We start from the raw sequence: 14401 nt of genomic DNA, 5'->3' as shown, positions 1-14401 counted from the left end.
ATGGAGCGGGTGAAGGGAATCGACCCCTCATAATCAGCTTGGAAGGCTGAGGTTCTACCATTGAACTATACCCGCGTCGCAATCAGCCCAGGCAGTTCAGCGTTCCAGGCTGTTTCGACAGTGATTCACTGTCTGAAAATGGTGGTGGGGGCTGGATTCGAACCAGCGAAGCTTTCGCGTCAGATTTACAGTCTGATCCCTTTGGCCGCTCGGGAACCCCACCAAAGTGGCGCGTATTATCAGTACGTGGCCGGGGTCTGTCAACAACTTTTTTGCTTATTTATTATTAACTTATGGATTATCCGTCAGCGGGCTGATGACGACAGCTCACCATTTGCCATTGAACATCTTGGTCTTCCGCTTTAACACGACGGCGCATCGTTTCATCCAGTTTAGAAATTTCCCGGATCTCAACCCAGAACTCTGTCGTGGTACTTCCGACTTCTCTGATCGCGACGTCCTCAAAACCCAAGCCTGTCACTTTCTTTTGCAGAGCATCGGCCGAGCTTTTCTGCCGGAACAACCCGAGCGAGATCCCGTCAGCCAGGTCTCCCTGGGTAATGATGTAGCTATCGACCGACCGCGCCTGAAGCTTACGCAGTAGCGTCATGGCCTCACCGCGACTCGGCAGCGGCCGAACATGCACCCAGAACTCGGCGTCTTTGAGGTTCGGCACTTTATGCTGACTGATTAAGCCTGTAAGACCCAGCTCAAGTGAGCGTGCCTGAGCAACACGAGCACTGAGATCATCAAGATAGGGGCCGAGTGCATAGCACAGCTTTTTGCCGGGGTCCGGGCGGACAGGTTGCTGACTCACTGGCAGATTGCCGGATTGTTTTTCAGACAGTAAGACGAGCGTTTTGCCTTGTCCGAGGTTACCGTCCTGAGTGCGGGCAATGCTGTCTTCTGTAGGGCGCGTAATAAAATACCCGGCGATTCCCAGATTAATTACGATCAGGCTGTAAACTATCCAGCGCATAACAATTCCATGCCATCAAATATAAGGTTTGGATAATATCCACTATCCAGCCAATCAGCCAGCTGAGCGCCATCTCCCCCCGTAACCACCAGCCTGAAGTCTTTATGATTCTCAGCGACTGACTTCACCAGAGCAGCCTGCTGATGCAGGACACCAGCTTTAACGCAGGCAACTGTACTTTTACCAGGGGCCAGATTCGTATCGTGCTGTTCGTCACTGAATGGCCGGACCCGATCAGTACCGCCAAATAAAGCACGCTGAGCCATCTGGATTCCGGGCACTATATAGCCGCCCAGATGCTGATTATTTTCGTCGAGTAAGTCGAGCGTAAGTGCTGTCCCTGCATCGACCACCAGCAGATCATCATTGAATATGGCTCTGGCTCCCAGCATCGCCAGCCAGCGGTCAACACCGAGACGCTTTGGATCAGCATAGCAATGATGAAATCCGGTATGCCCTTCTACCGGATGTGCAATCCAGCGCAAACGGTCGCCGTAGCGGGCACCGAAGAGTTCGTGCAGTTCTTCATTGGTGCTGACACTGGAGACGGCTACTTCTCCGATGCCATCTGGCCAGGCGTAATGTGGTGCCTTATCTTTATCGACATGACCTTCCGCAAGAATTTCTCCCTGTTGGCGGGTCTGCCACTTAATTCGGGTATTTCCGATATCAACTAACAGGACGGACACTGAGCTCTCCTGCACTGATTATTTCCATTCCCCGTTCAGTTCTGAGCATCAGCTCACCTTTACGGTTTACACCTTTTACAGTGCCACTGATCTGCTGTGTCGGTGAGCTGATAACAACGTCTTTATCATGGTAAATATCTTTCTGGGACCAGTATTCCTGCAAGGGTGCAAATCCTTCTCGTTGAAACGTATCAATACTGGACAGCAATTCGTCCAGTAATACTCCCGCGACCTGATTTCTCGACAAGTCGGGTTTCAGGCTTTTCAGATCGACCCAGGGCTGGTCTATGTCCCGTGCTTCGGCTTCCGACATCGATAAGTTAAGGCCAATACCAATTACCACCTGACAGTGACTGTTGTACTCGCCTGTGACCTCCAGAAGTATCCCGGCAAGCTTGCGACCGTCGGCATACACATCGTTGGGCCATTTGAGACCTACACCATCAATCCCCAGCCGCGAGAGCGCCTTTTCTACGGCCACTCCAACCGTCAGACTCAAACCTTCCAGCGCCGACATTCCTCCGGAAAACGACACCAGCAACGACAAATATATATTGCGACCAAACGGGCTGATCCATTGCCTTCCACGGCGACCACGGCCACTGCTCTGCTTCTCAGCTAGAACCGCGTATCGCTTCCCCATGTGATCAGAAGCGCGCTCAAACAGGTAGGTATTAGTGGAGTTCACCTCGAGCAGCAACTCCAGGCAATCCAATCGCTGGCTAACTACGCTGCGTATCGCGTCTTCATCCAGCAGCTCTATCGGATCGTGCAAACGATACCCCTTACCCTTAACAGATGAGAAAGGCACCTCCAGCTCTTCTAGCTTTTTCAGCTGCTTCCAGACGGCCGCCCTGCTGACGCCCATAGCCTCACCGAGGGCCTCGCCTGAATGGAAGTGTCCATCAGAGAGATGGCGAAGTAATTTCTTGAGCATAGAGGAGTACCTTTGTTAACCGCATCACTATATCAGAGGGCTATTCGCTGTCAGAGTGTAAATCCAGATGACATCCCACCCGTCACTAAGTGATATTTATCCAACTGGGCTAAACTATAAGAGAGCACAACCGAGGTTCCCATGGCCGGCTGGCACCGTATTTCATCACTGCTCATCGTTATTTACGCAAGCATCCAATCGTATTGGTCCTATGCAGAGACCCTCTATATTCAGCCACCTCGAGCCCTGGAGGATGCTTCTCATAGTTATTACCGTGACTTATTAAGCGCCCAGCTCACCTCCAGCGATCAGCTTTCGACTATTGAACGCCCGGTCACGCAGGAACGCAGTATGCTATTACTGAACAGCGGGGATCTCACAGTGACCTGGAGCGGCACCAGTTATCGACGGGAAAACCTATATCGACCAGTAAGGGTTCCTCTGTTTCTCGGACTGCTTGGAGTAAGAGTGCCTGTAATCCGCCGGTCTGACATCGATCTCTTTGATAAGATCACCGAAGAAAAACAATTGCAGAAACTGGTGGCGTGTCAGGGAGATCAATGGCCGGATTCGGACATCCTTGAGCGCAATCATTACACCGTCGAGCGTGTTGCTAAATTTGAAAGCATGTATCGCATGCTCAAAGGGGGTCGCTGTGATTATTTTCCAAGGTCAATCATTGAAGTATACGGCGAACTTGAGGCTCCCGACCGCACTGACCTTATCGTTTACGAGCGCCTGCTGCTTTCGTATACATTCCCGATGTATTACTTCATGTCGTACGAGAGAGAAGCGCTGGCGAAGTCACTGGAATCAAGTCTTTATGATTTCGCAACTTCCGGACAATTACTTGAGTTTATGAAAACACACCCGGCAACCCGGCCTGCATTTCCCTTATCACGGTTCCGCGAGTCAACAATTTTCTATCTTCACAACCCTGATCTGCCGACCGAAACACCGATCAGTGATACCGCACTCTGGCTGATGCCCGGGCAGAATTCTGATGAAGACCTACAGGCCATCCACTTGTTCGAATAAAGGTCAGCGCTCGATATCTTTCAGCCGAAAGTTAAAGTGATTTTCAATAGCCCGATGAACTTCTTTGGTTTCTGGCACGTGTTCCGTGTGGACCAGAATCAACAATGATTGCGCATGCACATGATGATCGCCATCAGGATGAGTGATGACTTCGCCATCACGCGTAATGTAGGCCAGTGGCGTACCGACATTCGCCTGCACAATCGAATTAACCACATCCGCCCAGCGCTCACCTTCCAGCCATACCGGATAACGCACCGTGTGGTCATTTGCATGCGTGAACATATCTTCGATCACGACTTCTGAGCCTGGCGCAGTCATCGAGCGCACCACCAGCTCAGGGTATGAGCGAATCGGCCGCAATAGCGAACGAATATCCAGGTCATAGATCCGGGCTCGATTATTATCGTCCACCACCTCAACAATCGCTTTACTGGCCAGTGACATTTCCCATAACCGATGCGCAACATCGAACGTGTAACTGTCGCTGTCCGAAGAATATTCATCCCGGGCAAGCACTACGATATGCTTGGCGCGCTCTGCATTTGCCCGCTGCAGATCTTCTGGGCGGCTAGCAAGGCCAGTGACATGCACCACACCAAGCTCACGAAGACTGTCAGGTAAACCGTCGCGGAAGTCTTCGCTCAGCAACATAATTGGCGTCTCGGCGTAGTCACGACTTTCGCGGACCTGAGTGACGAGTCGAACGAAATATTCCTCACGGTTATATTTCGGCGTATTAATAATGAGAATGTGCTCAGCCATATTCCAGTTCCAATGTCCGCTTCTGATGCGCTCCCGGCGCGCGATTCGATAGTCCACATAATCACTGATAAGCAAAGTCATCAGCGTAATACCTACACCAAAGATAAGTAAGATGGTCGACAACTGGCCGGGAACCGTCTGCGCCGAAAGATCGCCATACCCCACTGTGGTCAGCGTCGTCAGCGTTAACCAGAACGCCTGCCACGTAGACAGCCCTTCAAACACCACCATGGCGAGCATGTGCAGTGCGATAAAACCGAGAAGAATCAGAGCGATTTTCCGGACACCACGCATGATATGCCGGTCAGTCATGTAAATAGCATGGCGAACCCGGTTCTGGTGCCGGACGAAGCGAGTGAGTTTATTCATCGCTGCATCATAGCCCGTCCGCCGACTCTCTGCGATCCCTCACCTGATACGACGCCCGCTTTCGGTTACACTCAACGCAACTAAACGAACAATGGAACCACTATGAGCTACCACATTTACGGCATCGGCAACGCCCTGGTTGATAAAGAATTCGAAGTTGATGACGCCTTCTTTAAAGATGCAGGTATAGAGAAAGGCATGATGACCCTGATCGAAGCCGATCAGCTGGCATCCATGCTGGACACTCTGACCACCCGCTATGGGCTAAAAAAGCGTGCTTGTGGCGGCAGCGCAGCCAACACCATTATTGGCGCGAGCTACTTCGGTGCGAAGACCTTCTACACCTGCAATGTCGCCAACGACGAAGCCGGCGACTTTTATATTGCCGATATGAAAGCAGCTGGGGTCGATACTAACCTCGGCGACGACCGCGACGAGGGTGTCACAGGCAAATGTCTGGTAATGGTAACGCCTGACGCGGAGCGCACCATGAACACCTACCTCGGCATTACCAGTGAACTGCATTCAAATCATATAGATGAAGAGGCTCTGGCCAAGTCTGAGTACGCCTACATTGAAGGTTACCTGGTAACCTCCGAGCCAAGCCGAGCCGCCGCTATTCAGGTGCGCGAATTAGCCCGTAAGCACGGCGTAAAAGTCGCCATGACCTTCTCTGACCCTGCGATGGTTCAGTTCTTCAAAGAGGGTGTTCAGGAGATGGTTGGCGACGGAGTCGATCTGCTGTTCTGTAATGAGCAGGAAGCAAAACTGTTCGCTGACACCGACGACCTGGAGACAGCGATCGAAGCCATCAAAAAAGTAGCCAATACCTTTGCTATCACACTAGGACCTAAAGGCGCTCTGGCATGGGATGGCAGCACTCTGCACGAGATTGCTCCTAACTCAGTGACTGCAGTCGACAGCAACGGTGCCGGTGACATGTTCGCAGGTGCCTTCCTGTACGCCATTACGCATGGCCACGATTTCGCAGCGGCAGGCCGACTCGCCAGCGCGGCCTCGGCGCAGGTTGTCAGTCAATTTGGGCCACGCCTCGAAGCCGAGCAACATGAGCCACTGAAAAGCGCCCTGTAACATTTCACAACATTGTATCTCCCCGCGCCCGTATTCATGGGCGCGACGCTCAGAAAACACTCGATTTCCTGTCCTTTAACGTGACTTTTATCCTTCATCTGCGAATTTCGGTGTCGCATCAGGACAGAAATGTTTACTTATGTAATCCTTTTACATACATTTTCAGCTCGTCCTATATGCGCACATGTCATCATCGTGTGGTTTTCTATATCCAAATGGAGTTGTAACTATGGCCTCTCATCAGTTGCCTTTCAAAGCCAGCTTACTGGCGGTCACCATCTCATTAGCCGCCTGTGGGGGAGGGAGCAGCAGTTCTTCTGATGATCCGGTCGTAGATTTACCGAACACGCCTGCTATTCCCGACACCCCAGATGCACCAGGCGTACCGGGAGAGTCAACGCCACTCCCTACTTATATCATGAACATGAATGGTGGAGATGGTGCGGAGGGTGGCGATGGAGGCCGCTTCTATGTTGTTCGCTCAGGAGCTAATGGTGCAATCAGAGTATCTGGCGAAGCTACGATTGACCCAACAGTGGATTCAGGAATCATCACCCCCGAATTATCAGAGAGTCTAGGTGATAACCCTCTTATTGTGTCAGAGGACATGACAATTGAGGTAAACGCCACCGATCTATCCGCTGGCACGATTTACGGCTACGACGATAACCTCTACGTTTATGATGGTGCAATGACCGAGGACGAAGTGCCAGAGCCGGTTCTCGGTAATGAAGCAACGCGAATCACCGGTATTAAAGTGGAAGCTGGTGCAACCTTAACTATTTCCACAACAGCAACTCGCTCGACGCTTAACATTGTCGTTGAGGGAGATATTGTAAATAACGGCATCATTACTGCCGTACAATCGCTTGAAGACATACCCTACCCGCTGTCTCTCCAAGCCCGTGTTTATTCCGGTAACGGTGCAATCAATCTACGAACCACTACACTCGATATCACTGCCGACATCATAATCAACAATGGCTCAATAGATGTCTCGGGCGAACGTGGTGGCTATGCAGGCTCCGATTCTGATCCTGCATTGCAGCTCAATGGCGTTATTGTTGTGAATAATGGTACTTTGCTTGCCGAGGGTGAGGCGGGGAATCGAGTAAGGCAGGCTGCCAAAGGTCATGGCGTCGGCCTGTTTGGCTTTGCTGTCCTGAATAATGGCACCATTGACTCGTCGAATGCCGCCGGTTACTACAACGATGATGAGGGTGATGGTTTCTCGGGCAATGGTGCTGTGGTGCTTGCTGGTCACTTCGCCGTTGTAAATAGAGGTTTCATTGACGTATCAGGCGATGACGGCACCCCAGAGAGCTTCGTAGATGGTGGCGATGGTGGATACGCTGGACTGACCCTAGACGCACAGAGCATTACCGCCTTTAAGTTAAATAATGAAGAACTGAGCAATCTTGCCCTGGGGCTGATCGACGCCTACGATGAGACGGCATCTCCATTTATATTGAATTCGGGTAGCGTAAACGCCAATGGTGGTGTGGGCGTTGAATATGGCAATGGAGGCGACGCTGGTACTATCGGGTTTTTCTCGAGTAACGGCTATGCAGGCGGGATCATTGCATCTGCTGATATTGAACCTATTGTTACTGTCGCACCACCAGTACTCTTCAATGTTACCGGACAAATTTCGCTAGACGGTGGTAACGCTGGTGACACTGGATACCAAGGCGGTGATGGAGGCGAGGGATTTTTCATTCAATTGGCCTCAGAAGCTTCAAATAATGAGCTTCACCTTTCAGGTATCACCGCCGTAAACGCGGAAGGGGGAGATGGTGCAGAGGGAGCTGGCGGCTTTGCCGGTATGGGAGGGTCAGGAGGTGAAGTTGTCTTCCAGGCCATCCCGCTTGAGGACATGGGACCACGGATTGCGCTCACTGAAGAGCTCGAGCCAGAGACTACTTCAATAAGCGGCCCAGACGTTGTGATCGACACTGATCTGAATCTCTCTAGCGGAGACAGTTCGACCCCAATCTCCGGCAGTATCTATGTTGCCGATGGAGGTAGCCTTTTAATCTCAGCGACATCTGGTGACGAGAGCGGCGCAAATATCACCATCAACTCAGACATCAACGCCAATCGAGGCTTGGTTTCCGGCCAGATGACGAGTGTTTATTACCGCGACCAAACAGAATTAAACATCGTAGCGACGAACAACATTTCAATCAGTGGCAGTATTCAGGCAAGGGGAGCCGAGTTAGAGAGCACCATCGTCGAGCCTTCTGAAGGCAGTACCCTCCCTGCTATTTCTACACCGACAACACTGGATGGTAGTGACGGTGGCAACGTAACGGTGGCATCCGAGCTCGGCGACATTAATATTTCCTCGAGCCTCGACCTGAGTGGCGGAAATGGCATATCACAAGGTGGATTTGGCGGAACCCTCAACGTCCAGACTGACGAAGGCACAATATCTCTAACCAGTTCTTTCACTTCTACTGGTGGTAATGCAGATGTATCAGAGCTCGATTCTATTGGTGGAGATGGCGGCGATATTATACTCAAGTCGTTGCTAGACACCTCCGGTACGCTTTACACAATCCCAACCACTTACCTATTAAGTGGGGGAGATGGTGCCGAAGTCGGATCAGAGGGTCAAATAGTGGGCTACAACATTGAAATTGAAGAGTTTGATTGCCTAGCGGGTTCCTGCCCTGATCTAATTTTTGATTAAATAATCAATACCAGCTCAATGACTGATACCACAAAACAGGGGAGGCTTAGCCTCCCTTTTTTGTATTCACGGAGTAACTCATGATTCCTATTCCGGAGGGCAACACGACCCTCGCACTGGCCATGCAATACCGGTTGCAACAAACACAGTCGATTAATGTGGCAGCGGCCAACCAATTACGGGACCAGTCACTTCAGGCCCTACTGAAACACGCCTTAAGCACAGTCCCGTACTATCGGGAGCACCCTGCGATTAAAGCAATGGGCAATCAGATAGACTGGGGAGCTTTCCCAGTCCTCACCCGATCCGCACTTCAGGCAAATGAGAGCCGGCTTCGCAGCACAGCGCCACCCAAGAATCATGGAAAACTCATCGAATTCCGTAGCTCTGGTTCGACAGGCAGACCCGTGCATACATTCAGTTCTGAGTATGCTCAGGTGTATTGGCGTGCGATGACGGTCAGAGATCATCTCTGGGCGAGGCGTGACTTCTCGAAGAAGATAGCGATCATTAAGTTCTTACCCACCGGCCAGTCCATGTACCCGGGCGTCGCCTCGAAAACATGGGGGCCTTCAGCAGCAGCACTGGGTTATCAGGGCCCGTCAGTCATGCTGAACAGTTCAGAGTCGACAGCAACACAGTATCGCTGGTTAACAGAGCAGCAGCCGGACTACCTGCTTACCTACCCTAGCGCATTACTTGAGCTCGCCCAGATCCAACTGCGCGAGAAGAAGCTCAATCGCCTCAAGAGTATCTCCACTCTTGGCGAAAACCTGTCAGATGACACCCGAAGAATTGTTGAAAAAGCATTCGGTTGCCGCATACATGATATGTATAGCTCTCAGGAGATCGGTTACATCGCACTTCAGTGTCCGAAGCACGATCACTACCACATCCAACAGGAAAACTGCATGGTCGAGATTCTGGATGAGAATAACCAGCCATGCCCACCCGGTGTAATGGGGCGCGTGGTCGTGACCAGCCTACAAAACTACATCATGCCGCTTATCCGCTATGAAATCGGTGACTACGCCGTTCCAGGGGAGGGCTGCGACTGCGGTATCACTTTGCCTGTTATTAAGCATATCGCTGGTCGAACCCGAAATCTGCTGACCTATCCCGATGGTCGAAAAACCTGGCCTTCATACAACCCGATGGCATTGATGGAGATTTTCCCATTAGCGCGATTTCAGCTCGAACAAACTGCGGTCAATGACATTACTTTCCGGGTGATGACTGAAACGGAAATTTCGCCAGAAAATAAGCAGCAAGCTATCAAAATTATTCAGGATGCTATGCAGCACCCATTTAATATCACGGTTGAAAAAGTAGACGACCTCCCGCGCTCAGCCGGTGGTAAATACGAAGAGTTCAAATCGGTACTGTAGTTATGTTTTCACCGGAAGATTACGCCTCCATTTTTAATGCTCGTGCTGACGCGTATCACGAGGCTATGAGGCGCTGGCCTGACGCGAGAGATGCTGAGTTCACCACCTTGTTTAAAGGTATGTCTCTGAAAGCGGGCATGCACATCATTGACGTACCCTCCGGAGGCGGATATCTAGCTCGATACCTGCCCGACGACGTCAGCCTCCACCACCTCGAGACCAGCGAGCTGTTTGCTCGCCTGTTTGAAGAAGAAGCACATTCCGGCAGCAAGCACCCACTTACCCTTTGTGAGCTTGCAAGACTCCCCGAACAGGATAACTCTACCGACCTCGCCTGCAGCCTCGCAGGGTTGCATCACATAGAAGATAAAACCCCGCTGTTCAGAGAGCTGTTCAGGGTATTGAAACCCGGAGGCTGGGCCAGAATCGCGGATGCGCACTTAGAGTCTGCGACCGCGAAATTCCTGGACGGCTGGATGGGCAACCACAATAGTATGGGACATCACGGCTGGTATCTGAACGAGCGCACGCTGGGCACCCTGCGGGAGATAGGTTTCACCGACGTCACCGCCGTCAATGAAGAGTACCACTGGGTATTTAGCTCGGAACACGAGGCCGCTGCCTACTGCAAACGCTTGTTCGGCATTGACCAGGCCAGTACCGAAGAAACCGAAGCTGCAATTCGGGAATTGCTCGGATTCGACACTCTGGAAAACGGCCTCAAAGGTATGCGTTGGTCCTTATACTATGTGTCTGCTCGCAAGCCGTGAACAAAGGCTATTAACCTGGCTGCTCAGAATGCAGCCAGATTGAAAGCGCCCCTGTGACCATGCGGGTCAGAGCATCTTTCCCGCAAACTTCCCACAAAGTTATCCACAGATACTGTGGAATACCCACAGGCCAAAAGAGATCAATTCTTAAACAGATTTTTACGAAAAACCTATATATTTCATAATCTTATCGCCGTTTTCGGAGAGAACGACAGAATTACAACACGTCAACACAAAATATTCTGAAATCTTGGGCTTGACTTATCCACATCGTGCAAAGAATCACCAGAAGTGAGTTCCTGCTCACGCGCTAGCAAGCGTTCCTTCAGTTCTGTTCCCCAGCGATACCCCCCTAGAGAACCGTCTGAGCGAACGACCCGATGGCACGGAATCAATATTCCCAGCTTGTTGGTGCCACAGGCGTTCGCCACAGCCCGAACCGCACCCGGCTGACCGATACCCTCAGCCACCTCGGCATATGTCCGGGTCTCGCCGACAGGAATCGTTTGCAGATATCGCCAGACCCGACACTGAAATTCCGTTCCCAGCATATGCAGTGGTGTTTTCAGAGTTCTGCGTGGAGACTCCACCGACTGAAGTACATCACTGAGTACATGCGCGGCGCGTTTTTCAGATGTCAGAGTTATATTGGGAAACAGATGCAGCAGCTCATCCAGGAGTTCGGTACGACACTCTCCGGGAAGCACAGCGAAGAGCTCTCCATCACACACGGCCGCAGCAATAACGCCGTACGAGGAAAGCCCAAAGGCAACATCTAATGAAGGAATATATTTACCGGGCATAAATCAATTTAGGTTAACGTTTCTGTAACCTTATCAGGTGCAGAAGAAGCTGTACGAAGAATCAGAAGAAAGCGCAGGAATGTCCGGTTTGAAGGCGCTTCGGAGTGCGCCTTCAGGCCAGAAATTTAGCCAGCAAGTAGCAAAACCGGACATGTGTTCACAATGCGGAACGGCAGTGTCAGGAGGAAAAAGTAAGCAGTGCTTATTGATCAACCCTGCTTAATGATCAACCCTGGATGGTATAACGAATCACTTCCACCACCTGCTCAGGCGTCGTGGCCCAGCCCATGGCTGATCCATCCACTTCCTTTAAAGGGTGAATAATGTCTTCGCTGTGCAGCGTCACATAGGGCTTACCCAGTGCCGCGCAGAAGCCAGCGTCAAACGCGGCATTCCACTGTTTGTACTTATCACCGAAACGGATGACCGCCATATCGCAGTTTTCGATCAAGGTCTTAATGCGGATAGCATTAATTTTTGCTGACTTATGGTCACGCCAGAAGCCTTCGCACTGAGGGCCAAGTACATCACCGGCAGCATCGCTGGAATCGTGATCCGTATTGGCCGACGAAAAACTCACAGGCAGTTCCAGAGCCTCACAGCCCTTAATGATCTGCTCGCGCCAATCAGTATGAATCTCGCCGGACAGGTAAATATTCCAGTGCATAATCTCTCTCGCTATCGGTTATAAAACGGGCTGTAACATTGGATACAGAAGCCGCTATTATGCCTGACTGACTCTATGATTCGAGGCCTGGCTTCTGTGATCCGCTTTGCACTGACGTTTCTTTGCCTGCTCCTGCCTGTTCTGGGCCATGCAGACTCCTTGCGTATCGCCGTGGCATCGAACTTCGCGTACACCTTACAAACACTGCTTCCTGCGTTTGAAAAAGCAACTGGACACAGCGTTGAAGTCAGCAGCGCCTCTTCCGGCAAGCTGTACGCTCAGATACTCCATGGTGCTCCATTTGATGTCTTTCTTTCGGCCGATACCGATAAGCCGCAGCGACTCGCACAGAAGCTCTCAAAGCAGCTTTCAAAGCAACTACCAGAGACTGAACCTGCGCTGTTTACCTACGCTATTGGCAGGCTCGTTTTCTGGTGCCCTGTAAAATGTGAGTACCCACTCTCCGGGATAACAGCGAATAACCAGACCATAGCCATCGCTAACCCACGGCTTGCGCCTTACGGTCTCGCGGCGCAACAGACGATGGATGCCTTCGGGTTTACCGCCGCAAAAGTCGTCACAGGCGAGAACATAGGCCAGGCCTATCGCTTTATCGAAAGTGGCAACGCAGCAGCGGGCTTTGTCGCGCAGTCACAGGTCATAACAGCAAAGACATCCTCGGATCAGTACTGGCTTATCCCGGATGAGCATCACCAGCCTCTGGAACAAGCAGGCATACTCACGGCTCAAGGACTAAACAAACCGGCAGCACAGGCATTCGTAACCTACCTTCTCAGTACCGCGGTGCAGGCACGGATAGCCGAACACGGGTATGATCCCCTGTATGACTGATTCCTTACTGGCACCGGCTGATATAGAAGCACTCTGGCTTACCTTAAAACTAGCCAGCGTGGTCACCGTTCTGCTCCTGATCATCAGCACGCCTCTGGCACTTTGGTTGAGCGACGACGACACATCGCAGACCAGAAACCGCTCAAAGGTTAAAGGCATCGTTCAGGCTGTTATTGCACTCCCATTAGTACTGCCGCCGACTGTGCTGGGCTTCTATCTCTTGATCGCTTTCAGCCCAAACTCCCTGCTTGGACAATTCAGTCACGCCATCGGGCTCGGATCTCTCGCATTCAGTTTCAGCGGGCTGGTGATCGCCTCCATGATTTACTCCCTGCCTTTTGTTGTTCAACCACTCGTTAATGCGTTCAATGCCATCGGGCCACGTCATGCGGAAGCCGCAGCAACGCTCGGCGCCGGGCGCTGGGATACCTTCCGCTATATCACCCTGCCACTGGCACGACCCGGCTTTATAACTGCTGGCGTGCTCGGCTTTGCCCATACGGTTGGCGAGTTCGGAGTGGTACTCATGATCGGGGGCAATATCGCTGGCGAAACCCGCGTTGCCTCGGTACAGATATACGACCATGTGGAAGCGCTCGCTTACCCTCAAGCGCATACGCTGTCTGCGATTCTGCTGTTGTTCTCGTTCGCAGTATTGCTCTGGGTCTATGCGCGGCAGCCTGGTAATAAAGAGGCCAAAGCATGGCTGTAAGCGGACTCACCACGCGCCTGCGGGTGCGCCTTGAACCATTTGAGCTGAGTACAGACATCACACTGCCTGCCAAAGGTGTGAGCGTGATATTCGGGCCATCGGGCTCCGGCAAAACCACCCTATTGAGAGCCATCGCAGGGCTTCAGCCCTGCGACGGTGACATCTGGTTTAACGGTGATTACTGGCAAGGTAACGGGCGTTACCGAAAAACAGCAGACCGCCCTCTCACCTATGTTTTTCAGGAAGCCAGCCTGTTCCCGCATATGACCGTGGCCGAGAACCTCGACTTTGCTGAACGCTATACCCTACGCCCAGGAAATGCCTCGAAGCGCGATGACCTTGTTACGCTGTTGGATATAACTGACCTGATGCCTCGCAGACCGGAACAGTTATCGGGGGGTGAACGCCAACGTGCCGCCATCGCCAGAGCGCTTCTACGTCAGCCCGACATCCTTTTGATGGATGAACCTCTGGCGTCACTCGATGACGCTCGCAAACACGAAATCCTTCCTTATCTGGAACGCCTCAAAAACGAATTTGAGCTGCCCATCATCTACGTGACCCACTCCGCCTACGAAGCCGCACGCCTGGGCGATTACATAGTTGCACTTGATAAAGGCGAGGTCGTCAGCCAGGGGGAACTGT

The 14401-nt window shown here is 51.9% G+C and carries 14 protein-coding genes and 2 tRNA genes; 8 read left to right on the top strand and 8 right to left on the bottom strand.

The window, feature by feature from the left end; all coding sequences use genetic code 11:
- Nucleotide 1: 1 nt before the first annotated feature.
- From B2067_RS11915 to birA, 5 genes are all read right to left on the bottom strand, one after another.
- Nucleotides 2-75: transfer RNA gene (locus B2067_RS11915), tRNA-Gly, on the bottom strand.
- Nucleotides 76-139: 64 nt separating this feature from the next.
- A tRNA-Tyr gene (locus tag B2067_RS11910) sits at nucleotides 140-223 on the bottom strand.
- Nucleotides 224-298: 75 nt separating this feature from the next.
- Entirely contained in the window at nucleotides 299-979 is a 681-nt protein-coding gene (locus B2067_RS11905) for a hypothetical protein (RefSeq protein ID WP_273092271.1), read from the bottom strand.
- Nucleotides 967-1668, bottom strand: a complete 702-nt coding sequence (locus B2067_RS11900) for a type III pantothenate kinase (protein WP_301388601.1) — start codon at nucleotides 1666-1668, stop codon at nucleotides 967-969. The genes B2067_RS11905 and B2067_RS11900 overlap by 13 nt, the downstream gene beginning before the upstream one ends.
- Nucleotides 1649-2605, bottom strand: a complete 957-nt coding sequence (birA, locus tag B2067_RS11895; RefSeq protein ID WP_301388599.1) for a bifunctional biotin--[acetyl-CoA-carboxylase] ligase/biotin operon repressor BirA — start codon at nucleotides 2603-2605, stop codon at nucleotides 1649-1651. Before birA ends, B2067_RS11900 begins: the two co-directional genes overlap by 20 nt.
- Nucleotides 2606-2746: 141 nt before the next feature.
- Between birA and B2067_RS11890 the strand changes: the two genes are divergently transcribed.
- A complete protein-coding gene (locus tag B2067_RS11890; protein ID WP_301388597.1) occupies nucleotides 2747-3643 on the top strand; it encodes a hypothetical protein in 897 nt (298 codons plus the stop codon).
- A 3-nt stretch (nucleotides 3644-3646) separates the two neighbouring features.
- Here the strand turns inward: B2067_RS11890 and B2067_RS11885 are convergent, their stop codons facing one another.
- Nucleotides 3647-4777 (bottom strand): potassium channel protein, encoded by a 1131-nt coding sequence (locus B2067_RS11885; protein ID WP_301388595.1) that lies wholly within the window; start codon nucleotides 4775-4777, stop codon nucleotides 3647-3649.
- 102 nt (nucleotides 4778-4879) lie between these two features.
- Here B2067_RS11885 and B2067_RS11880 point away from each other — a divergent pair, with 102 nt between their 5' ends.
- The 4 genes from B2067_RS11880 (at nucleotide 4880) to B2067_RS11865 (ending at nucleotide 10722) form a co-directional block, all read left to right on the top strand.
- Complete coding sequence (locus tag B2067_RS11880; protein WP_301388593.1) at nucleotides 4880-5869, top strand: adenosine kinase; 990 nt, start codon at nucleotides 4880-4882, stop codon at nucleotides 5867-5869.
- 229 nt (nucleotides 5870-6098) lie between these two features.
- Nucleotides 6099-8564, top strand: coding sequence for a beta strand repeat-containing protein (locus B2067_RS11875; protein WP_068444544.1), 2466 nt, complete (start codon nucleotides 6099-6101; stop codon nucleotides 8562-8564).
- 80 nt (nucleotides 8565-8644) lie between these two features.
- Nucleotides 8645-9952 (top strand): phenylacetate--CoA ligase family protein, encoded by a 1308-nt coding sequence (locus B2067_RS11870; RefSeq protein WP_301388591.1) that lies wholly within the window; start codon nucleotides 8645-8647, stop codon nucleotides 9950-9952.
- 2 nt (nucleotides 9953-9954) lie between these two features.
- Nucleotides 9955-10722 carry a class I SAM-dependent methyltransferase gene (locus tag B2067_RS11865; RefSeq protein ID WP_301388589.1) on the top strand — a complete coding sequence of 256 codons (768 nt, stop codon included), beginning with the start codon at nucleotides 9955-9957 and terminating at the stop codon, nucleotides 10720-10722.
- 227 nt (nucleotides 10723-10949) lie between these two features.
- Here B2067_RS11865 and B2067_RS11860 read toward each other — a convergent pair whose 3' ends face one another.
- The gene (locus B2067_RS11860; RefSeq protein WP_297533380.1) at nucleotides 10950-11525 is read right to left on the bottom strand and encodes a methylated-DNA--[protein]-cysteine S-methyltransferase; all 576 of its coding nucleotides are present in this window, start codon (nucleotides 11523-11525) and stop codon (nucleotides 10950-10952) included.
- A 226-nt stretch (nucleotides 11526-11751) separates the two neighbouring features.
- The gene (locus tag B2067_RS11855; protein ID WP_076518159.1) at nucleotides 11752-12192 is read right to left on the bottom strand and encodes a YtoQ family protein; all 441 of its coding nucleotides are present in this window, start codon (nucleotides 12190-12192) and stop codon (nucleotides 11752-11754) included.
- 75 nt (nucleotides 12193-12267) lie between these two features.
- On the opposite strand from B2067_RS11855, the gene modA reads away from it, so the two are divergent.
- The 3 genes from modA to B2067_RS11840 all read left to right on the top strand — a co-directional run.
- On the top strand, nucleotides 12268-13044 hold the full coding sequence (gene modA, locus B2067_RS11850; RefSeq protein WP_068444535.1) for a molybdate ABC transporter substrate-binding protein: 777 nt from the start codon (nucleotides 12268-12270) through the stop codon (nucleotides 13042-13044).
- Nucleotides 13037-13756 (top strand): molybdate ABC transporter permease subunit, encoded by a 720-nt coding sequence (modB, locus tag B2067_RS11845; protein ID WP_068444534.1) that lies wholly within the window; start codon nucleotides 13037-13039, stop codon nucleotides 13754-13756. The genes modA and modB overlap by 8 nt, the downstream gene beginning before the upstream one ends.
- On the top strand, nucleotides 13747-14401 hold a 655-nt coding region (locus tag B2067_RS11840), incomplete at its 3' end, for a molybdenum ABC transporter ATP-binding protein (protein ID WP_301388588.1). The genes modB and B2067_RS11840, both read left to right, overlap by 10 nt.

The sequence above is a fragment of the Thalassolituus sp. UBA2590 genome, from assembly GCF_002339775.1.
GTDB lineage: Bacteria > Pseudomonadota > Gammaproteobacteria > Pseudomonadales > Oceanobacteraceae > Thalassolituus.
This window is presented reverse-complemented; position numbering and strand designations above follow the sequence as displayed.

What these genes read in the sequence shown, in the direction of transcription:
- B2067_RS11905 (WP_273092271.1), bottom strand. Translation starts at nt 979, where the DNA reads ATGCGCTGGATAGTTTACAGCCTGATCGTAATTAATCTGGGAATCGCC.
- birA (WP_301388599.1), bottom strand. Translation starts at nt 2,605, where the DNA reads ATGCTCAAGAAATTACTTCGCCATCTCTCTGATGGACACTTCCATTCA.
- B2067_RS11890 (WP_301388597.1), top strand. Translation starts at nt 2,747, where the DNA reads ATGGCCGGCTGGCACCGTATTTCATCACTGCTCATCGTTATTTACGCA.
- B2067_RS11885 (WP_301388595.1), bottom strand. Translation starts at nt 4,777, where the DNA reads ATGAATAAACTCACTCGCTTCGTCCGGCACCAGAACCGGGTTCGCCAT.
- B2067_RS11880 (WP_301388593.1), top strand. Translation starts at nt 4,880, where the DNA reads ATGAGCTACCACATTTACGGCATCGGCAACGCCCTGGTTGATAAAGAA.
- B2067_RS11875 (WP_068444544.1), top strand. Translation starts at nt 6,099, where the DNA reads ATGGCCTCTCATCAGTTGCCTTTCAAAGCCAGCTTACTGGCGGTCACC.
- B2067_RS11870 (WP_301388591.1), top strand. Translation starts at nt 8,645, where the DNA reads ATGATTCCTATTCCGGAGGGCAACACGACCCTCGCACTGGCCATGCAA.
- B2067_RS11865 (WP_301388589.1), top strand. Translation starts at nt 9,955, where the DNA reads ATGTTTTCACCGGAAGATTACGCCTCCATTTTTAATGCTCGTGCTGAC.
- B2067_RS11860 (WP_297533380.1), bottom strand. Translation starts at nt 11,525, where the DNA reads ATGCCCGGTAAATATATTCCTTCATTAGATGTTGCCTTTGGGCTTTCC.
- B2067_RS11855 (WP_076518159.1), bottom strand. Translation starts at nt 12,192, where the DNA reads ATGCACTGGAATATTTACCTGTCCGGCGAGATTCATACTGATTGGCGC.
- modA (WP_068444535.1), top strand. Translation starts at nt 12,268, where the DNA reads ATGATTCGAGGCCTGGCTTCTGTGATCCGCTTTGCACTGACGTTTCTT.
- modB (WP_068444534.1), top strand. Translation starts at nt 13,037, where the DNA reads ATGACTGATTCCTTACTGGCACCGGCTGATATAGAAGCACTCTGGCTT.